A 19797-nucleotide genomic window follows, 5' to 3' on the forward strand; every position below is an offset into this window, starting at 1 on the left:
CTGTTGGATCGGCGGTCGTGGTTCCCGTCCTGGCGCGCGCCGATCGCGTCCAGGTAGAGGAGTTCTACCAAGCCCCACTGACAACGCCGCCAACAGGGGCCTCCCACACGGCAGTACAGCCCTTCGGTGACCCGTGGGCGACCGGACCGAGGACCGATTGTCAGTGCCCGCCTCTACGGTCGTTCCCATGGCACACGGCGTGCCGCATCGGGAGGGAGACCCATGTACCGGCAGGGAGACGTACTGATCGTGGCGCTGGCGGAAGGCGCGGTGCCGGAGTACGCGGTCGACGCGGCCTCCGAACCGCGTGACGGCCGCGGCAGACTCGTCCTGGCGCTCGGCGAGGTCACCGGCCACGCCCATGCGGTGGCCGGTCCGGGGCGGCTGATCCGCGAGGCCGGAGTGTTCGGCCCGATGCTGCTGCACGTGCCCGAGGGAGCGCGCGTCGTCCACGAGGAGCACGCGGCGATCACGCTCCCGAAGGGCTGGTACCGGGTGATACGGCAGCGGGAGTACGTGCCGGGTTCGGTGCGCGTCGTCGCCGACTGACGGCACCGGGGCACACGGGCGGGGCGAAGGACCGGGCGGCACGCGACCTGATGCGGCCCGAAACGGCACTTGGAGAGGAACGGCACTGATGGACCAGGGCAGTTGGCGGGCGGCGGCGACAGCGACGGGACCGGGCGACCGGGCGGCGGCCGAGGAAGGCGTCCGGCTCGCCTACCGGCGTGCCGGACTGGCGGAGCCCGAGCGCATCGTGTGGGCGCGCTCGCCCCTCGAAGCCGTACGGATGCTCATGACGGCGACGCACCCGGACGGTTCGCCGCTGGGCACTCTCGGCGCCGGTGTCCGCAACGCCGTGTGGAGCGCGCCCTGGGCCGCCGAACGGGCGCGGCTGCACGCGCGGTTGGGCCCGGAGCGGTGGAGCGGGCACTGGCGCGCCACGGGAGCCGGACTGTGGGAGTCGACCCGCACGCTGGTCGACCGGGTGCGGGCGGGAATCGTCGAGGAACTCGCCACCGGCCGTCAGGAGGAGGCGCGGGTCCGTCTGCTGCTTCTGGACGCCGCGCTGGGACAGCACGACGCGGCCTGGCTGTGCGCGTTCGAGCCCGGTGACGGCAGCCCGCTGGCCGGTCTCGCCGACGTGGCGCGCGACGCGGGCTGGTGGTGGCCCTACGAGAGGACGGCGATCCTCAGCGAACGCCCGCTGACCCTGCACCGCGACGAGGCGGGCCGCCTGGACCGGGGCGACGGCCCGGCCCTCGGCTACGCGGACGGGTTCGAGCTGTTCGCCTGGCGCGGGATGCCGGTCCCGAAGGACTTCCTGGACGAGCTGACCGCACTGACCCCGGAACGCATCCGCGGCGAGGAGAACGCCGAACTCCGGCGCGTGATGCTGGAGTTCTACGGCTACGACCGGTACCTGGAGGAGTCCGGCGCGGTCCCCGTCCACCGCGACGAGACGGGGGTGCTGTGGCGGGTCCAACTCGTCGGCGACGAGGACGTGGTGATGGTCGAAGTCGTCAACTCCACACCTGAACCGGACGGGTCGAGCCGTACGTACTGGCTGAGGGTGCCGCCGACGACTCGCACGGCCCGCGAGGGAGTGGCCTGGACGTTCGGGATAGAAGCGGAGGTGTACGAGCCGCTGCGGCAGACATGACCGGGAGCAGTGCTGCGATCATCCTGACGAAGGCGGAAGGCGCGGCCGAGGGAGCAGGATGATTTCTGAGCCGGAGATGGCGGGGGAGTTCGGTGGAGTTGACACCCGCGAGGTGGTGGGCGGCTTCGACGAGGAGCCCGGTGGGGAACCCCGGCCGCGAAGGCCGTGGCAGTGGGTGCTGGGCGGGGCGGTGATGGCGTCGGTCCTCTGGGCAGCGGCGCTGTTCCTGTATGGCGGAGGGGGCGATCGAAAGCCGGACCTGAGCGGGTACCAGCTGAAGCAGGACCCTTGCCCGTCGCTGCAGTTGAAGGCGATCGGCGAGGTGATCGCGCCGCGAGAGCCCACCACCAAGGTCGATTCCGGGCTGCTGCGCCATGCCGCCCTCGACCAGATCCAGTGCTCCATTCCTCTCCGGTTCCTGGCCGGCGCGGGGCAGTCCGGGAAGGGCTGGTTCACCGGCTACACCGTCGGAATAACGGTTGCACTGCACAAGAAGACCGACCCCGGCGCGGGAATTCGAGGCACGACGACGGGTGACCGATGACGGCGTTCTTCCCGAAGAACAGGTCAAGACAGTTCCGGACCTCGGCGACAAGGCGTATCTCCTGACCCGGGACAACGGCAATGCGGAGTTGCGGGTGCTGGAGGGCGGAGCGGTCCTCTCGCTGGATCTCTCCGTATTCACGTACTACCAGAGCGAGCGCGACAGTGAGAGTGAGAACGAGAGCCAGGACGAGGACGAGAACGCGGTCGGTGACGGGCCGGAACTCCCTGACCTGTCCTTGTACCGGTCGGCCATGATCACTGACATGCGTGACCTGATGGCGAGCCTCAAGCGGTGACCGCGGCGCCGGGCGGTGGTCTCGTGGCCGCCGTCACCGGTGTTCGTTTCGGGACACCCGCACCGGCATGGTCTCCAGGAACTCGGTGGCCGTCCGGCGGGCGGGGGCCTCGGTCTGCTGCGCGATGCGGTGGAAGGTCTCCTGGGCCGCGCGGGCCGGCCAGTCGGAGGGTAAGTGGCGGGCGGGCAGTCGTGGGTCCGTGCGGATGATGTCCAGCCACTCGCTGATCACCCGCAGCCGGATGCCGAGCGGGTCCCCGGGACCGGCGGCGGGCCAGGTGGACCAGCGCTCGTCGAAGTCGGCGTACCGGGCGCCGATGCCGCCCAGGTCCCAGGTGTCACGGATCATCAGGCCGATGTCGGTGGCGTCGTCGGCCGTGGCGTGGAAGATCTTCACGTGGGCGGCGAGGCCCAGCTCGGAGACGAGCGAGGAGGCGTCGACGTCGCCGGGCGCGATCCACAGTCCGCTGTACAGGGCGCCGAACCCCGACCAGGTGAGCCGTGAGCGCAGATCGTGCCGCTGGCGCTGCCAGGACTCGGGCAGCGAGAAGCCGAGCAGCGTCCAGGTGCCGTCCCAGTCGTCGTTGACCGCGCCGGTCTGCCAGAGGCGCCGCTTTCCGTCCCAGAGGACCTGCTCGGCCTGCGCGGTCAGACCGAAGTGCATCCTGCGGCCCTGACGCTGACGCTGCAACAGCCCCCGGTTGACCATACGGGTGAGCGTGGACCGGACGGCCGGTTCCCCGACCCCGGTGCGGGCCAGGACATCGATGATGCTGCCCGAGTACACGTGGCCGAGCCCCTCCTCCAGGACGTAGCTGCCGAAGAAGGCGAACAGGAGCGACTGAGGGCGCACTGAACTCCCTGGTGACTGGGCTTCGTTGGGCGGTGGCCGTGCTCGTCGAAGTCGTTGGGGCCTCTCTTGTCCGGAGTGCTGACAGCGCGAACATAGGTGTGTACATTGCGGCCGTCAAGAAAGTGCACAACATTCGGTGTTGCTTCCTCAGGAGGGGCCCATGCAAAGGCGCATTCTCGGGCTTGCCGCAGTAGTGATCACGGTCGTCGGCGCGGCCGGATGTGGGTCGTCGGACCCGGCGGACAGTGGTTCGTCGTCCTCGGACGACAGCAAGACCACACAGGTCAAGGTCGGCATCATCCCCATCATCGATGTCGCCCCGCTCTATCTGGGCCAGAAGAAGGGGTTCTTCAGCAGTCGCGGCATCGAACTGGAGATGGTGAGCGCCCAGGGCGGCGCGGCGATCATCCCCGGTGTGGTGAGCGACCAGTTCCAGTTCGGGTTCAGCAACACCACGTCGCTGATGATCGCCCAGGTCAAGGGCGTCCCGATCAAGTCCGTGGTCAACGGCGCGGCCTCCAACGGCAAGGTCGGGGGCGACGTCACCGGGGTGGCCGTCAAGAAGGACAGCTCGATCAAGTCGGCCAAGGACCTTGCCGGGCGGACGGTCGCCGTCAACACCCTGCAGAACATCGGGTCCACCACGGTGCGCGAGTCGGTCCGGCTGGCAGGCGGTGACCCGTCGAAGGTCAAGTTCGTCGAAATACCGTTCGACCAGATGCCGGCCGCACTGGACGCCGGGCGGGTGGACGCCGCCTGGATGGGCGATCCCGCGATGAACGCCGCCAAGGCGCAGGGTGCCCGCGTCGTGGCCTCGCCGTTCGCCGAGACGGACCCGAAGCTCACCGTGGCGACGTACTTCACCTCCACCAAGCTCTCGAAGGAGAACCCCGATCTGGTGAAGAACTTCGCCGCGGCCATGAGTGAGTCGCTGAAGTACGCCACCGACCACCCGGACGAGGCACGCCAGATCCTCACCACCTACACGAAGATCAGCGGCGATGTCCTGAACGAGCTCACACTGCCCGCCTGGCCGGCGGAGATCGACATGGCCTCGCTGGAGAAGCTCGCTTCCCTCGGTGCGGAGGACGGCCTCTTCGACGGCAAGAAGCCCGACCTGACCGCCCTGTTCTCATGACCCGCGTGGCTCTCACCACCGACGTGGCGGGCTCCGCCGGGACCGGCACAGGTCCCGGCGGGCTCCCCGCCCGGCGACGACTCCCTGAGCGGGCCGTCACCCCGCTGCGGGGACTCGCCGGACTCGCCGGGCTGGTCGCCGTACTCGAAGTGCTGCCGCACACCAGCCTGGTGTCGGCCGACTACCTTCCACCGGCCTCGGAAACCCTCCGCGCGCTGTGGCACCTGCTCGCCGAGCAGACCTTCTGGACCGCGCTCGGCGACACCCTCACCGGCTGGGGCCTGGGCCTGGCCATCTCTGTCGTCGCGGGCGTGGCGGCCGGGCTGGTCATCGGCTCGATCCCCGTTCTGCGCGCGGTCACCGCCTCCACCATCGAGTTCCTGCGCCCCATCCCGTCCGTCGCCCTGATCCCCGTCGCCGTCCTCCTCTACGGCGCCGACCTCCGATCGAAGCTGCTGCTCGTGGTGTACGCCGCCTTCTGGCAGGTCATCGTCCAGGTCCTGGCCGGCATCCAGGACGTCGACCCGGTCGCCGACGACACCGCCCGCAGCTATCGGCTCGGCACCTGGGGGCGACTGCGCCACGTCATGTGGCCCACCGCGCTGCCGTACGTCATGACCGGCGTACGGCTGGCCGCGACCGTGGCCCTCATCCTCGCCGTCACCGCCGAACTTGTCATCGGCGCACCCGGCCTCGGCCAGGAGATCGCCGTCGCCCAGACATCCGGCGCCGTACCGCGGGTCTACGCCCTGGTCCTGGTCACCGGGCTGCTCGGCGTCGCCGTCAACCTGGCGGCGCGAGCGGTCGAGCGACGGGCACTGCACTGGCACCAGTCCGTCCGCACGGAGGTGGCCGGATGACCGCCCTCACCGTCCTACGGCGGGCCCTGCTCCTGCTGGGCCTGCCCGCCGTCCTCTTCGCCGTGTGGTGGTACGCCACCGCCGACAGCACCGACTTCTACGTCCCGCCCCTCTCCGCCATCCTGGAAGCCTTCGGCAAGGTCTGGACGGGCGAGCGGCTGCTGTCCGACGTCGTACCGAGCCTCCTGCGCCTCACGGCCGGCTATCTCCTCGCCGTGGTGATCGGCGTGGGGCTCGGCTTGCTGGTCGGTATGCGGCGGGCCGTACGCGATGTCCTGGAACCCGTCCTCGAACTCTTCCGGGCCATCCCGCCGCCCGTGCTGGTACCGGTGATCATGCTGTTCGCGGGCATCGGCGACACCATGAAGGTGCTCGTCATCGTGAGCGGCTGCGTATGGCCGATCCTGCTCAACACCGTCGAGGGCGTCCGCGCCGTGGACGAGGTGCTCAGCGACACCTGCCGGTCCTACGGCATCACCGGCGTCGCACGTCTGCGACACCTGGTGCTGCGCGGGGCGAGCCCGCAGATCGTCACCGGCATGCGCCAGGCCCTGTCGATCGGCATCATCCTCATGGTCATCAGCGAGATGTTCGCCGCCAGCAACGGCCTCGGCTTCACCATCGTGCAGTTCCAGCGCTCGTTCGCCATCCCCGAGATGTGGAGCGGCGTCCTGCTGCTCGGCATCCTCGGCTTCCTGCTGTCCCTGCTCTTCCGGTTCGCCGAGAACCGCGCCCTGGCCTGGTACCACGGCCTGCGCAACGCCCGGCGCACCCCCTGAAACGGAGCCGTCGATGCTCGACGTACGCAACCTGCAGAAGATCTACACCGGCCGCAACCGCAATGTCGAAGCCCTGCGGAACCTGACCTTTCACATCGGCGCGGGTGAACTCGTGTGTCTGGTCGGTCCCTCGGGCTGCGGCAAGACCACGCTGCTGAAGTGCATGGCGGGACTGCTCGACCCCACCGCCGGTGAAGTGCTCCTGGAAGGACGCCCGGTCGCCGGGCCACCGGAGGGCATGGCCGTGGTCTTCCAGGAGTACGGCCGCTCCCTCTTCGCCTGGATGAACGTCCGCGACAACGTCGCCCTGCCGCTGCGCCGCAAGAAGCTCGGCAAGGCCCGTGAGCGGGAGTTGGTGGACCACGCACTGGAGGTGGTCGGGCTCGCCGACGCCCACGAGGCCTACCCCTGGCAGCTGTCCGGAGGTATGCAGCAGCGCGTCGCCATCGCCCGCGCCGTCGCGTACGAACCGAAGGTGCTGCTCATGGACGAGCCCTTCGCGGCCGTCGACGCACAGACCCGCGCCGAACTGGAGGATCTGATCCGCGAGTTGTGGCGCGAACTCGGCGTCACCGTCCTGTTCGTCACCCACGACATCGACGAGGCTGTCTATCTCGGCCAGCGCACTGTCATCCTGTCCAAGTCGCCGACCGTCGTACAGGAGGATCTCACCATCGATCTCCCCGACGAGCGCGACCAGTTGCACACCCGCTCCAGCCCCCGCTTCGCCGAACTGCGCGCCCATGTCTACGAACAGATCCAGCGGGCCAAGTACCGGAGCGGGGACACGGACACGGAGGTGGTGGACCGGGCCCCCGAGCCCGCAGAGACACGGAGTTGATGACCACGATCGAGGACATCGACAGCATCGAGGCACAGGTCGCCCTGGTCGACGCGGCCGTCCGGCCCATCGCCGAGCGGCCGGTGGACATCATGGATCCCGACTGGGTGACGAAGATGAGGGAGGGTCCCGACCCGCTGGACGAGGCGGGCGTCCGGGTGGAGGCCGAGTCCGCGCTGCTGGCCCTGATCGCCGTCTACGCGCAGGGCGACGAGACGGCTCGGGTGTCCGTGCGCGGGCTCTTCTCCCGCTACACCGCCTTCCGTTGGGCCACCCACCTGCCTGTCGAACCCACCCCGGACGGCTTCCGGCAGAAGCTGCTGCACATGTCCGCCGTCGACCACGGCAACGACACCCGCGACGAACTGCTCTCGCTGCGCGACCTGTGCGCGGACGCGCGGACGGCCGGGATCGACATCCGGCCGATCCTGGCCGAGGTGGCGGAACTGTCCAGCCGCGAGGACAAGTACGGGATGGGGTCCATGCGGGACATCCTGCTCGGCGCGGCGTAGCGCGCGGTGCAGCCCTGGCGGGCCTATCCCACCGGCAGCGCGACCGGCTGGCCGGTGCGCAGTGACTCGTAGGCCGCCAGCACGATCCGCAGGGTGCGCAGGCCCGCCTCACCGTCGGGGGAGGGGCGCCGCCCCGTGCGTACGGCGTCGAGGAACTCGTCGAGCATCGCGGCGTCCAGATCCGCCCCGCCCGCCTCCCAACGGCCGCGCGCAGTAACGGAGTTGAACCCGCCGAGCAGCGGGGGGAAGGCGTCGAACTCCACGATCGCCTTCTCGGCGACGCAGGTCATGGCGAGCCCGCCCCAGGTCGGGTGGTCCGGCGGATGGCTCCAGCTGGCGTCCACGGCGGCGACCAGTCCGCCTGGGTACCGGATGGTGACCAGGCCGGCCGTCTCCACGTCCGGCGCGGGGCCGCCGTCGTCGAGGACGCTGTTCGCCTGGGCGTACACCTCCGCCGCCTGCTCGCCGTCCAGCAGCGCGTCCACGAGGTCGGCGATATGGACGGTGTGGTCGGCCACCGCTCCGCCGCCCGACAGCTCCGGGTCGGCGAACCAGGGGTGCGAACGGGCCGGATTCGACCCGTTGTTGGCGCCGTGGACGCTGATCAGCCCGCCGAGGGAGCCGTCGGCCAGGGCGCTGCGCAGGGCGGTGAACGCGGGGCTGAACCGTACGGGATAGGCGGTCATCAACCGCACCCCGGCCCGGGCACAGGCGTCGATCATGGCCTGGGCGTCCGCCTCCGTCGTCGCGAGGGGCTTCTCGCACAGGACGTGTGCCCCGCTCGCGGCGGCCCGTTCGACCAGGTGCCGGTGCCGGGCGTTCTCGCTGGTGACGATGACGGCGTCGGGGCGCAGCGCGAACACCTCGTCCCAGGTGTCGGCGTAGTCGGCGCCGAGCCCCTCGGCGAGGGCCCGGCCACGAGTGGGATCGCCGGGCGGGGCCTCTGGGTCCGCAGTGACCAGTTCGACGCCCTCGCGGTCGCGCAGCAGCCTGATGTAGGTCGCGGCGTGCAGATGGGCGAAGGACAGTACGGCGACTCTCACTGCTCGATTCCCTTCGTGGCGACGGCGGTTGAAGTGGTCGCGGTGGTTGTGCGCCGGGCGAGTTCCACGGCCCGTCCGGTACGCGCCGACTCGGCCGCCGCTTCGGCGATACGGACGGCCGCCACCCCGTCCCGGCCGCTCACCCGGGGTTCCGGACCGCCCGTGAAGGCCTCGGCGAACTCACGGATCTGGGTGACGTAGGGCGACTCCCCGAAATCCCCGGCCGGTATGCCCGCCGCCGGGCCACTGGACAAGGCGCCGGTGATCCGCAGATCCAGGTGGGCCAGGGAGTCGTGCTCGACGGTGCCGCCGGTGCCCGACACATGGAACGTCGTACGGAACGGGGTAGCCGGCGGCCCCCAGATGCCCACGACCTGGGAGATCGTGCCGCTCGCGTGGGTGAGCACAGCCGTACCGGTGGCGACCGCCCCCTCCGGCGCCGGGGCGGTGAGATGCCCCTGCTGCCGGGCGTGGACCCGGACGACGTCGCCGAAGAGCCAGCGGGCGATGTCCATGTCGTGGATCATCTGGTCCGTCAGAATCCCGCCGGAACGCGCCGGGTCGGCGAACCAGCCGCTCCAGGTGGGATAGCGCCCGGTCCGGGTGAACCGGGCGACGGCCACGCGCCCCAGGCCGCCGCGGGCGACGAGGTCGCGCAGCCGGGCGTACGCGGGGAAGAAGCGCACGACATGCCCCGGGTACAGCCGCACCCCGGCCGCCTCCGCCGCGTCGGCCATCTCCTCCGCCTCGGCCGCGCCGAGCGCAAGCGGCTTCTCGCACAGGACATGGGCCCCGGAGGCTACGGCGGCCAGCGTGATCTCCCGGTGGGTGTCGGTCGGGGTGCACACGTCCACCACGCCGGCGCCGTCGAGCGCCTCGTCCAGGGAGCCGACGGACGTCGCGCCGAACTCGCGGGCCAGGGCCGGGGCTTGGCCGTCGGGCGCGTAGACGCGTACCCGCGCGCCGAGGGCCGTCCACGCGGGCAGATGCGTGCGGGCGATGCCGCCCGCGCCGATCAGCGCGACTTCGAGTTCTGCCATGGAAATCTCCGACCTCCTGTGCGTTCGTTTCCGGGTGCGGTCAGCGGGTCAGCCCTTGAGGGCACCGCTGAGCACGCCACTGATGAAGTGCCGCTGGAAGAACAGGTAGACGAGCACCACCGGGGCGATCACGATCAGGGTGGCGGCGGCGAGCAGCGGTACGTCGACGCCGAACTGCCCGGTGAAGAAGCCCAGTCCGGCGGGGGCCGTACGACGGGCCGGGTCCTGGATCAGGATCAGCGGGAGCAGGAACTGGTTCCAGCTCCACACGAAGTACAGAACGCCCAGCGTGGTCACCGCCGGACGGGAGCTGGGCAGCAGGATCCGCCAGAGCGTCGCCCACGACGAGGCACCGTCAAGGCGTGCCGCCTCGATGAGACTGCGGGGCATGGTCGCGAAGTGGGCGCGCATCCAGAACACCCCGAACGGCATGAACGCCCCGATCTCCGCGAGCGCCAGCCCCGGCACGGTGTTCGTCAGCCCCACGGCACGCAGGTCGTAGTAGAGCGGGATGACCGTGCCCTCGGTGGGGATGGACAGGCCGAGCAGCAGATACGCGTAGAACCGCCCCCGGCCGGGCACGTCCAGGGTCGCCAGCGCGTACCCGGCCAGCGTCGCGCACACCACTGCGGCCGGCACCACGCACACCGCGATCAGCACGCTCGACCGCAGCAGCGTGCCGAACCCCGCCGCCGACCAGGCCCGGGAGAAGTTCTCGAAGTGCAGCCCGTCCGGCAGCGCGAAGCCGGTGAGTGGGGCGCCCGCCGGCTGGAGCGCCGCCAGCAGCAGGGAGGCGAACGGCACGAGTACGGCGGCCATGAAGAGTACGAGGACGACGGGCGCCGCCAGCCGTCCCGCGACCGCTCGCGCAGGGGCGGCTGATGAGGTCAGTGACGTCACGGTGCCTCCCTGGACAGCCGGTTGATCACCAGGACGGCGACCGAGATGACCGCTGTCAGGACGATCGCCAGCGCGCTGGCCACCCCGACCGCGCCGCCCCCGAACGCCAGCCGGTAGATGAGGATGCCGGGGACGACCGTGCTGTTGCCCGGGCCGCCTCCGGTGGTGATGTAGATGAGGTCGAAGCTGGACAGGGCCGCGATCACGGTGATGGACAGCGCCACCGCGAACTCCGGGCGCAGCAGCGGGACGGTGATCGACCAGAACTCCCGTACCGGGCCCGCCCCGTCCATCCGCGCCGCCTCGTAGATCTCCTGGTCGATGCGCTGGGTCCCGGACAGGAACAGCACCATGCACAGGCCCGAGACGACCCAGGTCCCGATCAGCCCGACGGCCGGCAGGGCCCAGGTGAAGCTGCCCAGCCAGGCGTCGGCGAACCCGCCCAGACCGACCGCCCGCAGCCCCTGGTTGAGGATGCCGTCCTCGGCGTACACCCAGCGCCAGAGGATGCCGACCGCGACCAGCGGGATGACCTGGGGCAGGAACAGCACCGTACGGACCAGTCCCGTGCCTCGGCGCCCGGCCCGCCGGGACACGATCGCTGCCGCGACCAGTCCGACGCAGATCGGTAGTACGGAGAAGAAGAGGATCAGCGCACCGGCGTGCCAGGCGGCGGCACGTAGTTGCGGATCGGTGGTGATACGGCGGTAGTTGTCGAGGCCGACGAAGGACGGGAGGGTCACCCCGTCCCAGTCGAAGAACGACAGGTAGGCCGTGTGCAGCGTCGGCAGTACGGCGAAGAGCGTGTAGGGGAGCAGGGCGGGCAGCAGGTACAGCAGCGCCACGGCCCGCCTTCGACGGTGGTTGGACCGTGCCGTTCGGTGGCCCCCGCGCCCGCCGCGGTCCGGTCCGCGCTTCGTCGGACGCGGGGCGGCGGGAGCGCGGGCGGGCTCCGTCAGTCGCGGGTCGGCAGTGGTCATTTGTGATAGTTCTCGTAGTCCGTCTGGAGCCCGGCGAGGAACTTTTCGGGGGTGACCTTGCCGCCGACGAGCAGCTGTAGCTGGGTGGTGAGGGTGTCGCCCATGGTCGGGCTGGAGGAGTTCTGGATGAACGGCTGCAGTCCGGCGTCCTTGACGATCGTCTGCCAGCCCGCCTGGACATCGCCCAGCAGACCCGTCTGGCTCGGCATGGCGCCCGCGTCGGGAGCCATGAAGCCCGCCTTGGCGGTGACGGCGGCGGCCTGCGCGCTCGCCGCGAAGTCGAGGAACGCAGTTGCCGCCGCCGCGTTCTTGGACTTGCTGGAGACGCAGTAGTACACGCCCGCGCCGGTGGTGCGAACCTTTCCGCCGGCCGTGACGGGCGGCATGTTGAAGTAACCGGCCCGCTCGCCGAGACCCTTGGCCACCGCTGCCGCCGCCCAGTTGCCGCTGATCCGGAAGACACCCTCGCCCTTGGCGAACGCGGCGGTGGCGTCGTTGTCGCTGACCCCGTTGACCTTCGGGGTGACGTACCCCTTGTCCACCCACCGCAGCAGCGTCTCGGCCGCCGTCTTCGCCTCCGGCAGCACGATGGTGGCGCTCTGGTGGCCGTAGGCCCACGCCTCGCGGTCCTTCGGCGTCAGATAGGCCGACAGCAGCACGTTGAAGGGGTGGTTGAGGCCGCCGTCGAGATTTCCGGCGACGAGCGCGGTCTCACCGGCGGCCTTGGCCTTGGCGAAGAGCGCCTCCAACTCCGCGAGCGTGGCCGGGGGAGTGGTCAGGCCCAGTTCCGTCGCCTTGGCCTTGTTGTAGTAGACGCCCTCGAACGACAGGCCCGCGCCCACCCCGTAGAGGTCGCCGGTGCCGACGGTCTTGCCGTCCGGGGTGAGGGTGATCTGGTCCAGGCCGGGGAACTTCTCCGCCCAGCCGTACGCCTTGCCGTACTCGCCGACCTTGAGCAGCAGCCGTCCGGGGACGAGGTTCTGCATGCCCGACGTGAACTGGGCGATGTCGGGGGCGCTGTCGGCGGACATCGTGGTGTTGATGCTCTTGAGGTAGTCGTCCCAGCCCGTGTATTGGCGCTTGACGGTGATGTTGGGGTGCTTCGCGCGGAAGGCCGCGATCAGCCCCGGGGTCATGCTGGTGTCGTCGGCGTCGGCGACCACCAGCGTGATCTTCTCGTCGGCCGGTACGGCCGTGGAGACCGGGCCGGTACTGCTCTTGTCGGACGACGAGGCGCCCGGGGTCAGCTCACTGCACGCCGTGAGCGCCATGGCGCCGATCGCGCCGGTGGCCGTGAGGAACGTACGTCTGGACGGGGACGACGGACTGGGTCTCATGTGGGTCTCCTGGGCATGACGGGACAGGGGAGCCGAGGGAGAAGCAGAGGGAGAAGCAGAGGGAGAGGGGCGCGAGGGGGAGACATGCGCCCTAGTTCGATAACGCAGTTGCGTTTTATAATCGGAGTGGGTCCGGTCCGCGTCAAGCACTCACGGCTGGATTGTTATCGTCGGGACGATCGGTACCGGTCCCCGATGTGCCCGCTGCTCAGGAGGTTGATCATTGGTGCCGCAGACGTGGTGGCCGCTCGGCGGACTGCCGGAGCCGTCCCCGCCGGGGCGTGAACTCCCGGCGGTGGTGGGCGTCGCGGACCTGCGTGCCACGAACGCGGCGGCCGTTCTCGCCGCCGTCCGCTCGACGGACCCGCATCCCCGGCTCGCCGCACTGGCCGAGGCGACCAGACTCTCCCGGCCCACGGTCGAGGCGATCGTCGAGGAACTCACCGACTGCGGCCTCATCGAGGTCGCCCCGGCCGTCTCCGCCCGAGGCCAGCGCTCGCCCGGCCGCCCGGCCCGCCGGTTCCGCTTCCGCCCGCACGCGGGCTTCGTCGTCGGCGTGGACGTACGGGCCCGGTCGGTGAGCGCCTGTCTGGCCGACCTCGACGGCCGGCCGGTGGCCGTCGAACGGACTGCTGTGCGCGCCGACTTGGGCGGACAGGCCCGCGCCCGTGCCGTAACTGCCGTAGTGCAGCGCGCAATTGACCGCTCGGCGGCCGACGCCCCTCGGGTGTGGGCCGCGACGGTGGGCACCCCCGGTCTGGTGAACCGCGGCAACACCCGTATCCGGCAGGCCGACAACCTCAGGGGCTGGGCCGAGGCGGACATCGTCGCCGTCCTGAGCGACACCCTGGGCTGCCCGGTGGCCGTGGAGAACGACGCCAACCTCGCCGCACTGGGCGAGCAGTGGCGCGGGGTCGGCGGCGCGGCCGACGAGATGGTGTTCGTCCTGCTCGGCGAACGCCTCGGCGCCGGTGTCATCACCGGAGGGCGCCTGCTGCGCGGACACCGAGGCGCGGCCGGTGAGATCGGGTTCATCCGCTTCCCCGGCAGTACGTCGTCCCAGCCGGGCCTCGAACCCCTGGTCCCGGACAGTGTCGGTGGCGCCGCCTCGGGGGACCCGGAAGCGGTCGCGGCCATCACCTCGTACGGCCGGAGACTGGCCGCCGGGGTCGCCCCCGTGCTGCTCGCGCTCGACCCGGCGCTGGTCGTGCTCGGCACCAGCCTCTTCCCCGTACCCGGCCTGCTCCCGGCGGCGGAACTCCTCCTCGGGGCCGCCGAGGAGGAGGCAGGCAGTCTCCTTGTGGACCTGCCGCAGTGGCGGCTGTCCGCGCTGGGCGACGAGGCCGTGATCACCGGCGCGGTACGGTTCGCCCTCTCCTCCGTCGAGGAGGTGCTCCGCACCCGGCCCACCAGCCTTCCGGCGCGGGGCGCGCTCGCGGAGCACTCGGCAGCGGCAGCGGAGCACTCGTAGGGCCCCGGTACGCGGCGTCAGCGCAGTGCGATCTCGCCCGCCCGGACGGCACCCAGGGCGCGCTCCACGCTCTGCTGGTTCTCGCCCACCGGAGCCACGTAGTCGAGGACGCCTCGCGCGGCGGCCTCCCCGAGCGTGCGGGTGATCACCCAGGTCGCGAGGTACTGCGACGCCATGCAGCCGCCCGCCGTGGCGATGTTCCCCTCGGCGTGGAACGGCGCGTCCAGCACGGTGACGCCACGGGCCTCGACGAAGGGGCGGCTCGTCCGGTCCGTACAGGCGGGCATGTCAACCAGCAGACCGAGCCGGGCGAGCACCAGCGCGCCGGAGCACTGGGCACCGATCAGCTGACGTGCGGGGTCGAGCGGCAGCCTGGCGATCAGCCGGTCGTCGGCGACCACCTCGCGTGCCTTCACCCCGCTGCCGATCAGCACGACATCGGCCTCGGTCACGAACTCCATCGGACGCTGCCCGGTCACCTCGACGCCGTTCATCGACCTGACCATCGGCGTCGGCGTCGTGATGAAGGCCTCCAGGCCGTCCTTGCGGCAGCGGTTGATCAGCGCGGAGGCGATGAAACTGTCGAGTTCGTTGAACCCGTCGAAGGTGACCACGGCTACCCGCATCACCACCCCTTTCGGTACGGCTCGGTACGGCCCGGTCCGACGTCTGATCCCGAGTCCCTATTGTCCCGCAGACAGGAAACCGTCGGCCGCCCGGTCACGGACCGCCGGTTCCGGGGCGGCGGGCGGGTCGTCGAGGAAGTCGGCGGTGGGTACGTGGAACAGCGTGCCGGTGACCGCCGTGGAGAAGTCGAGCAGCCGGTCGTGGCCACCCGGCGGATCGCCGATGAACATGTTCTCCAGCATGCGCTCGATGACCGACGGGGTGCTGGAGTAGCCGATGAAGTACGTGCCGAACTCCCCGCGCCCGGGCGCCCCGAAGGGCATGTTGCTGCGCAGGATCTCCCGTTCGGTGCCGTCGGGGTCGGTGATCGAGGTGAGCGCGACATGCGAGTCGGCCGGCTTGAGGTCGTCGGGCAGCTCGATGTCGGAGAGCTTGTGGCGGCCGACCGCCCGTTCCTGCGCCTCGACCGGCAGGGCGTTCCACGCGGGCAGGTCGTGCAGGTACTTCTGCACGATGACGTAGCTGCCGCCGGTGAAGTCCGGGTCCTGGTCCGGATCGGCTTCGCCGATGACGACGGCTGTGTTCGCGGCGGGCCCGGTGGGGTTCTCGGTGCCGTCGACGAAGCCGAGCAGGTCGCGTTCGTCGAAGTACTTGAAGCCGGACACCTCGTCGCGGACGGTGACCGCACCGCGCAGCCGGTCCATCAGCTGGGTGGCGAGCTCGAAGCAGAGGTCCGTCTGCCGGGCCTTGATGTGGAAGAGCAGGTCGCCCGAGGTGGCGGGCGCGGTGTGCTTCGCGCCGGCGACTTCCCGGAAGGGATGCAGCTCGGCCGGCCGGGGACCGGTGAACAGCCGGTCCCAGGCCTCGGAGCCGATGCCGGCGACGCAGGTCAGCTCCCCTTCCGGAACCCGGAAGCCGACGGCCCGCACCAGACCGGAGAGGTCGGACAGCAACTCCCGTACGACCGGCTCCCCGCCGGGATCGACGGTCACGACCAGGAACACGGCGGAGTTGGTGAGCGGGCTCAGTACCGATTGCGGGACGGGTTGCGGCTCGGGCACGGACATTCCCCAATCCTTCGGCGAGACTCTTCGGCGCGACGCCTTGTCGAACGACGAGACGCTTTGTCGAACATGGATTCCGGACCCGATCAGCCTCTCACCGGACCCCACTCCTCCGCTGCGTCATCGATGATCCGCGCCGCCGCCTCCGTCCCGGCCCGTCCCGGCCCGATGGTCAGGCGGGGATCTCGGCGGTGGCGGTCAGGATCGCGCGGCCGAGGATGTGGCGGGCCATGGTGAAGCCGAGGAAGGCGGGGGTGGAGTCGGCCGGGATGCCGACGGCCTCGACATCGAGGGCGTGCACCACGAAGACGTACCGGTGGGCGCCGTGCCCGGCCGGCGGGGCCGCGCCGATGAACCGCCCGGTGCGGGCGTCGTTGGGTACCTGGAAGGCACCCTCGGGCAGGCCCGATCCGGTGTCGTCGCCGACGCCCTCGGGCAGTTCGCCGACCGTCGCGGGGATGTCGGCCACGGCCCAGTGCCAGAACCCGGAGCCGGTCGGGGCGTCCGGGTCGTACATCGTCACGGCGTAGCTCTGGGTGCCCTCGGGGGCGCCGCTCCACGCCAGCTGCGGGGAGACGTCCTTGCCGCCCGGGACGCCGAAGAGGCCGGACATCTGCTCGACGGGCAGGGGGGCGCCGTCGGTCAGTGTGGTGCTGGTGAGGGTGAAGGCCGCTGCCTCGGGGAGGCGGGCGAAGGGGTCGTTGGCGCTCATCGCGTCGTTCCTTTCAAAGGACGTGCGGGTGTCCAGGGGGTTGTCCGCGGGGCGGGTTCAGTCGGGCACGACGACGTCCGTGCCGGACTCCTTCGGCTCGGTGCCGGCCGCGTCGGCGGCCGGGTCGACGTACTCGACGCGCTCCCTCGGACGGGGGTCGAAGGTGAGGCGGAAGACGTCCGGGCGGGAGTAGTGGCCGGCCGGGTCGTAGGCGCTCTTGGCGATGGCGAGGAGGGAGGAGTCGAGGTCGGCGTAGAGGATGCCCTCCTCGGTCTCGGGGAGGGGCTTGGCGAGTTCGCTGCCCTCGGGGCCGTAGATCCGGGTGAATCCGCCGCCCTGGAGCAGGAGTTCCCGCTTGGCGTCGGTGTCGCAGAACAGGTCCTGTCCCGCCTGGCCGACCGTGGCGCAGGGTGCGAGGACGAAGGTCTGGCCCTCGACGGCGTACACGAGGCTGACGGCCGTGTTCACCTCGGGCCCGAGCGCCGTCGCCCTGCCCCGGTACACGGAGAAGCTCGGCCAGGAGGCGACGTGGATCTGCTCGCCCTTGCTGTACATCGTGTACTTGGTCAGCGGCTGGATGTGCTCGGCGCAGTTCAGCGCGCCCAGCCTGCCGAGTCTGGTCTCGTGCACCTGGATGTCGCTGCCGTCGCCCTCGCCGAAGACGGTGCGCTCGGCGTGGGTCGGCTTGAGTTTGCGGCGTACGGCGAGCACGCGGCCGGTGTCGTCGATGGTCGCCTGGGCCATGTAGAGGCTGCCAGTGACGGTGCGTTCGGCGAAGCCGAGGACGACGAAGATCCGGTGCTCGGCGGCTGCCGCCGCGATACGGGCCAGGTGTTCTCCGTCGCGGGTCATGGAGTTCTCCGCGTACCGGGGCACGTACTGCATGCCCGAGAGAGGGGAGTCCAGCCAGATCCACCACGGGTAGCCGGGCAGGAACACCTCGGGGAACGCGACCAGCTCGGCCCCGCCCGAGGCGGCCTCGGCGATGAGGTCCACGGCGTGGGCGACTCCGGCGTCGAGGTCCAGCCACTTGGGTTCGGCCTGTACGGCCGCTGCACGCACTACGGAAGCCATGTCTCGTACTCCATCTCGGCCGCGACGGCGTTCGCTCGGTCTGCTCGTTTCCGGGAAGGTTACGGCCGCTCCCCGGCCCCGGAGAGGTGCGAATCCTCCACTACTGATCCGAGTCCGGCGTATGATTCACACACCTCTTGACCGTGGTGAGCTAGGACATCTCATGGACCGCACCGAGGACGAGCAGCTCCAGCGGCAGCGCCGTCGGGAGCGGGAACTGTCCAGCCTGTACGCCACGGCACGTTCGCTGACCGTGCTGCGCGGAGTCGAAGAGGTGCTGGCCAGCGTTGTCGAGCACGCCCACGACCTGATCGGCACCGACCTCGCGTATCTGGCGGTGCTGGAGGAGGACGGGACGTATCTGCGGGTGCGCGCCACGGCCGGCACGGTGACCCCCGGCTTCGGCGAGCGGACGCACGGCCCGGCCCATGTCGGCATCGCCGGGCGGGTGGCCACCACTCGGGCCCCGTACTGGGCGAGCGACTATCTGGCGTCGACCGAGATCGTCCACGACCCGGGTGTCGACAGCGCCATCGAGGCGGAGGGCATCGTGTCGATGCTCGGGGTCCCGCTGGTCGCGGGCGGCCGGTTCCTCGGCACGCTGATCGCGGCGAACCGCCAGGAACGGCCGTTCGTCCGGGACGACGTCGCCCTGCTGACCGCCTTCGGCGACCACGCGGCGGTGGCGCTGGAGAACGCCCGGCTGTACGACGAGAGCCGCCGCGCGCTGCACGCCCTGGAGACGGCGTACGCCACGATCGAGGCGGCCGAGGCCGTCCACGAGGCACTCACCCGCGTGGTGCTGGCCGGCGGTGACGTGGGCGCCGTCGCCGACCTCGTCGTGGACACCCTGGGCGGCGGAGTCCTCGTCCTCGACCGCGCCCGGCGTGTCCTCGTCGCGCGCGGGCAGCCCGCCGACGAGGACGAGGCGAAGGTCCGCGAGCACGCCGCCCTCACCGCCTCCCCGCCCATGGCCGAGGCGGTCGTCCACGCTATCGAGGAGAGCCGCAGGTCCGGCCGCTGCGTCACCGTCGAGCGCGGCGGCATCCTGCGGCACACCGTGGCGGCGGTCGTCGTCGGCGCGACCCACATGGGCGCTCTGGTCCTGTCCCGCCACGGCGACCCGAACCCGGTCGAGGCACGCACCCTCGAACGCGCGGCGCAGACCGCGGCCCTGCTGACCCTGACCCAGGACGCCGTCGTCCGGGCCGAGGAACGCGTCAGGGGCGAACTCCTCACCCAACTCCTCGCCGCCCCACGCCCGTTCTCCACCGAACTCGCGCTGCGCGCCCGCGCCCGGCACATCGAGCCCGGGCACCTCGACACCGTCCTGGTGGTCGACACGGCGAAGGACCGGCTCGGCGACACGACCCGTCTGCTGCACGGCCTCGCGGAGGAGCACGACGGTCTGGCGGGCGAGCACCTGGGCGTCCCCGTCGCGCTGATCCGCGCCCAGGACGCGGCAGCGGTCGCGGGCAGCGTCCACCAGGGACTGCGGCGCGTGCTCGACGCCCCCCTGCTCGTCTGCGCCGCACCCGTCCCGCGCGGCCCGGAACCGCTCGGCGCCGGGGTCACCCTGGCCGGCCGCTGCTGCCGGTTGCTGCGCGGGCTCGGGGTGCGGGACGGCGGGACCAGCACGGAGCGGCTCGCGATGTACACCATCCTGTTCGATCCCGACCGGGAGCAGGACCTCGGAGCCTTCCTCGACGACTCCCTCGGCCGCCTCGTCGCCCACGACGCCGAACGCGGTACCGACCTCCTCGGCACCCTCACCGCGTACTTCGCCGGCTCCCGCAATCTCGCCGCAACGGCCCGCGCCCTGCACATCCACACCAACACGCTCCTCAAGCGGATCGAGCGCATCGGGAGTCTGCTCGGGCCCGACTGGCAGCGGCCGGACAACGCCCTGAGGCTTCAGCTCGCGGTCCATCTCCATGAATTGGCCCGACAGGTCGAAAAGCCCTGAGCGGCGCGGCAAGTTCCTTTCTCCGTGGCAGCACGGCACTCGGCGGATTCGATTTGCCTCAGAGACAACTCCGGGTGCGGGGAACGGTACTTGGTG

21 protein-coding genes are annotated in these 19797 nt (G+C 70.9%); 11 read left to right on the top strand and 10 right to left on the bottom strand.

The genetic code is table 11. From position 1 onward, the window contains the following. Positions 1-222 precede the first annotated feature (222 nt). From ACWDR4_RS13905 to ACWDR4_RS13920, 4 genes are all read left to right on the top strand, one after another. Positions 223-549 (top strand): hypothetical protein, encoded by a 327-nt coding sequence (locus tag ACWDR4_RS13905; RefSeq protein WP_369036366.1) that lies wholly within the window; start codon positions 223-225, stop codon positions 547-549. Positions 550-637: 88 nt separating this feature from the next. Beyond that, entirely contained in the window at positions 638-1663 is a 1026-nt protein-coding gene (locus ACWDR4_RS13910) for a DUF6745 domain-containing protein (RefSeq protein WP_450407972.1), read from the top strand. Between the two features lie 58 nt (positions 1664-1721). Beyond that, positions 1722-2207 carry a hypothetical protein gene (locus tag ACWDR4_RS13915; protein ID WP_450407975.1) on the top strand — a complete coding sequence of 162 codons (486 nt, stop codon included), beginning with the start codon at positions 1722-1724 and terminating at the stop codon, positions 2205-2207. Then, a complete protein-coding gene (locus ACWDR4_RS13920; protein WP_450407977.1) occupies positions 2197-2505 on the top strand; it encodes a hypothetical protein in 309 nt (102 codons plus the stop codon). The genes ACWDR4_RS13915 and ACWDR4_RS13920 overlap by 11 nt, the downstream gene beginning before the upstream one ends. A 33-nt stretch (positions 2506-2538) precedes the next feature. Here ACWDR4_RS13920 and ACWDR4_RS13925 read toward each other — a convergent pair whose 3' ends face one another. Beyond that, positions 2539-3357, bottom strand: a complete 819-nt coding sequence (locus tag ACWDR4_RS13925; protein ID WP_450407979.1) for a PaaX family transcriptional regulator — start codon at positions 3355-3357, stop codon at positions 2539-2541. A 160-nt stretch (positions 3358-3517) separates the two neighbouring features. Here ACWDR4_RS13925 and ACWDR4_RS13930 point away from each other — a divergent pair, with 160 nt between their 5' ends. From ACWDR4_RS13930 to ACWDR4_RS13950, 5 genes are read left to right on the top strand one after another with little or no spacing between them, the layout of a single operon-like run. Beyond that, positions 3518-4495 carry an ABC transporter substrate-binding protein gene (locus tag ACWDR4_RS13930; RefSeq protein ID WP_450407981.1) on the top strand — a complete coding sequence of 326 codons (978 nt, stop codon included), beginning with the start codon at positions 3518-3520 and terminating at the stop codon, positions 4493-4495. Beyond that, positions 4492-5355, top strand: a complete 864-nt coding sequence (locus ACWDR4_RS13935) for an ABC transporter permease (RefSeq protein WP_450407984.1) — start codon at positions 4492-4494, stop codon at positions 5353-5355. Before ACWDR4_RS13930 ends, ACWDR4_RS13935 begins: the two co-directional genes overlap by 4 nt. Beyond that, on the top strand, positions 5352-6134 hold the full coding sequence (locus tag ACWDR4_RS13940) for an ABC transporter permease (RefSeq protein WP_450407986.1): 783 nt from the start codon (positions 5352-5354) through the stop codon (positions 6132-6134). Before ACWDR4_RS13935 ends, ACWDR4_RS13940 begins: the two co-directional genes overlap by 4 nt. A 13-nt stretch (positions 6135-6147) precedes the next feature. Next, positions 6148-6975: an ABC transporter ATP-binding protein gene (locus ACWDR4_RS13945; RefSeq protein ID WP_450407987.1), complete on the top strand. Its 828-nt coding sequence runs from the start codon at positions 6148-6150 to the stop codon at positions 6973-6975. Next, positions 6975-7487, top strand: coding sequence for a hypothetical protein (locus ACWDR4_RS13950; RefSeq protein WP_450407990.1), 513 nt, complete (start codon positions 6975-6977; stop codon positions 7485-7487). Before ACWDR4_RS13945 ends, ACWDR4_RS13950 begins: the two co-directional genes overlap by 1 nt. A 23-nt stretch (positions 7488-7510) precedes the next feature. Here the strand turns inward: ACWDR4_RS13950 and ACWDR4_RS13955 are convergent, their stop codons facing one another. From ACWDR4_RS13955 to ACWDR4_RS13975, 5 genes are read right to left on the bottom strand one after another with little or no spacing between them, the layout of a single operon-like run. Continuing rightward, entirely contained in the window at positions 7511-8530 is a 1020-nt protein-coding gene (locus tag ACWDR4_RS13955) for a Gfo/Idh/MocA family protein (RefSeq protein ID WP_450407993.1), read from the bottom strand. Next, the gene (locus tag ACWDR4_RS13960; RefSeq protein ID WP_450407995.1) at positions 8527-9570 is read right to left on the bottom strand and encodes a Gfo/Idh/MocA family protein; all 1044 of its coding nucleotides are present in this window, start codon (positions 9568-9570) and stop codon (positions 8527-8529) included. Before ACWDR4_RS13960 ends, ACWDR4_RS13955 begins: the two co-directional genes overlap by 4 nt. Positions 9571-9618: 48 nt before the next feature. Beyond that, positions 9619-10470 carry a carbohydrate ABC transporter permease gene (locus ACWDR4_RS13965; RefSeq protein WP_450407997.1) on the bottom strand — a complete coding sequence of 284 codons (852 nt, stop codon included), beginning with the start codon at positions 10468-10470 and terminating at the stop codon, positions 9619-9621. Further along, on the bottom strand, positions 10467-11450 hold the full coding sequence (locus ACWDR4_RS13970) for a carbohydrate ABC transporter permease (RefSeq protein WP_450408000.1): 984 nt from the start codon (positions 11448-11450) through the stop codon (positions 10467-10469). The genes ACWDR4_RS13965 and ACWDR4_RS13970 overlap by 4 nt, the downstream gene beginning before the upstream one ends. Then, positions 11447-12787 carry an ABC transporter substrate-binding protein gene (locus ACWDR4_RS13975; protein WP_450408002.1) on the bottom strand — a complete coding sequence of 447 codons (1341 nt, stop codon included), beginning with the start codon at positions 12785-12787 and terminating at the stop codon, positions 11447-11449. The genes ACWDR4_RS13970 and ACWDR4_RS13975 overlap by 4 nt, the downstream gene beginning before the upstream one ends. Before the next feature lie 226 nt (positions 12788-13013). Between ACWDR4_RS13975 and ACWDR4_RS13980 the strand changes: the two genes are divergently transcribed. Beyond that, the gene (locus ACWDR4_RS13980) at positions 13014-14258 is read left to right on the top strand and encodes an ROK family protein (protein ID WP_450408003.1); all 1245 of its coding nucleotides are present in this window, start codon (positions 13014-13016) and stop codon (positions 14256-14258) included. A 17-nt stretch (positions 14259-14275) separates the two neighbouring features. Here the strand turns inward: ACWDR4_RS13980 and ACWDR4_RS13985 are convergent, their stop codons facing one another. The 4 genes from ACWDR4_RS13985 to ACWDR4_RS14000 form a co-directional block, all read right to left on the bottom strand. Further along, on the bottom strand, positions 14276-14884 hold the full coding sequence (locus tag ACWDR4_RS13985) for a DJ-1/PfpI family protein (protein ID WP_450408006.1): 609 nt from the start codon (positions 14882-14884) through the stop codon (positions 14276-14278). Between the two features lie 57 nt (positions 14885-14941). Beyond that, complete coding sequence (locus ACWDR4_RS13990) at positions 14942-15952, bottom strand: Dyp-type peroxidase (RefSeq protein WP_450408008.1); 1011 nt, start codon at positions 15950-15952, stop codon at positions 14942-14944. Between the two features lie 169 nt (positions 15953-16121). Continuing rightward, on the bottom strand, positions 16122-16661 hold the full coding sequence (locus ACWDR4_RS13995) for a YbhB/YbcL family Raf kinase inhibitor-like protein (RefSeq protein ID WP_450408010.1): 540 nt from the start codon (positions 16659-16661) through the stop codon (positions 16122-16124). A 57-nt stretch (positions 16662-16718) separates the two neighbouring features. Beyond that, positions 16719-17735: a carbon-nitrogen hydrolase family protein gene (locus ACWDR4_RS14000; RefSeq protein WP_450408012.1), complete on the bottom strand. Its 1017-nt coding sequence runs from the start codon at positions 17733-17735 to the stop codon at positions 16719-16721. A 163-nt stretch (positions 17736-17898) separates the two neighbouring features. On the opposite strand from ACWDR4_RS14000, the gene ACWDR4_RS14005 reads away from it, so the two are divergent. Then, on the top strand, positions 17899-19701 hold the full coding sequence (locus tag ACWDR4_RS14005; protein WP_450408014.1) for a helix-turn-helix domain-containing protein: 1803 nt from the start codon (positions 17899-17901) through the stop codon (positions 19699-19701). Positions 19702-19797 lie beyond the last annotated feature (96 nt).

Source organism: Streptomyces sp. NPDC000878 (assembly GCF_053599695.1).

What these genes read in the sequence shown, in the direction of transcription:
- ACWDR4_RS13905 (WP_369036366.1), top strand. Translation starts at nt 223, where the DNA reads ATGTACCGGCAGGGAGACGTACTGATCGTGGCGCTGGCGGAAGGCGCG.
- ACWDR4_RS13910 (WP_450407972.1), top strand. Translation starts at nt 638, where the DNA reads ATGGACCAGGGCAGTTGGCGGGCGGCGGCGACAGCGACGGGACCGGGC.
- ACWDR4_RS13915 (WP_450407975.1), top strand. Translation starts at nt 1,722, where the DNA reads ATGATTTCTGAGCCGGAGATGGCGGGGGAGTTCGGTGGAGTTGACACC.
- ACWDR4_RS13930 (WP_450407981.1), top strand. Translation starts at nt 3,518, where the DNA reads ATGCAAAGGCGCATTCTCGGGCTTGCCGCAGTAGTGATCACGGTCGTC.
- ACWDR4_RS13935 (WP_450407984.1), top strand. Translation starts at nt 4,492, where the DNA reads ATGACCCGCGTGGCTCTCACCACCGACGTGGCGGGCTCCGCCGGGACC.
- ACWDR4_RS13940 (WP_450407986.1), top strand. Translation starts at nt 5,352, where the DNA reads ATGACCGCCCTCACCGTCCTACGGCGGGCCCTGCTCCTGCTGGGCCTG.
- ACWDR4_RS13945 (WP_450407987.1), top strand. Translation starts at nt 6,148, where the DNA reads ATGCTCGACGTACGCAACCTGCAGAAGATCTACACCGGCCGCAACCGC.
- ACWDR4_RS13950 (WP_450407990.1), top strand. Translation starts at nt 6,975, where the DNA reads ATGACCACGATCGAGGACATCGACAGCATCGAGGCACAGGTCGCCCTG.
- ACWDR4_RS13960 (WP_450407995.1), bottom strand. Translation starts at nt 9,570, where the DNA reads ATGGCAGAACTCGAAGTCGCGCTGATCGGCGCGGGCGGCATCGCCCGC.
- ACWDR4_RS13970 (WP_450408000.1), bottom strand. Translation starts at nt 11,450, where the DNA reads ATGACCACTGCCGACCCGCGACTGACGGAGCCCGCCCGCGCTCCCGCC.
- ACWDR4_RS13975 (WP_450408002.1), bottom strand. Translation starts at nt 12,787, where the DNA reads ATGAGACCCAGTCCGTCGTCCCCGTCCAGACGTACGTTCCTCACGGCC.
- ACWDR4_RS13985 (WP_450408006.1), bottom strand. Translation starts at nt 14,884, where the DNA reads ATGCGGGTAGCCGTGGTCACCTTCGACGGGTTCAACGAACTCGACAGT.
- ACWDR4_RS13990 (WP_450408008.1), bottom strand. Translation starts at nt 15,952, where the DNA reads ATGTCCGTGCCCGAGCCGCAACCCGTCCCGCAATCGGTACTGAGCCCG.
- ACWDR4_RS13995 (WP_450408010.1), bottom strand. Translation starts at nt 16,661, where the DNA reads ATGAGCGCCAACGACCCCTTCGCCCGCCTCCCCGAGGCAGCGGCCTTC.
- ACWDR4_RS14000 (WP_450408012.1), bottom strand. Translation starts at nt 17,735, where the DNA reads ATGGCTTCCGTAGTGCGTGCAGCGGCCGTACAGGCCGAACCCAAGTGG.
- ACWDR4_RS14005 (WP_450408014.1), top strand. Translation starts at nt 17,899, where the DNA reads ATGGACCGCACCGAGGACGAGCAGCTCCAGCGGCAGCGCCGTCGGGAG.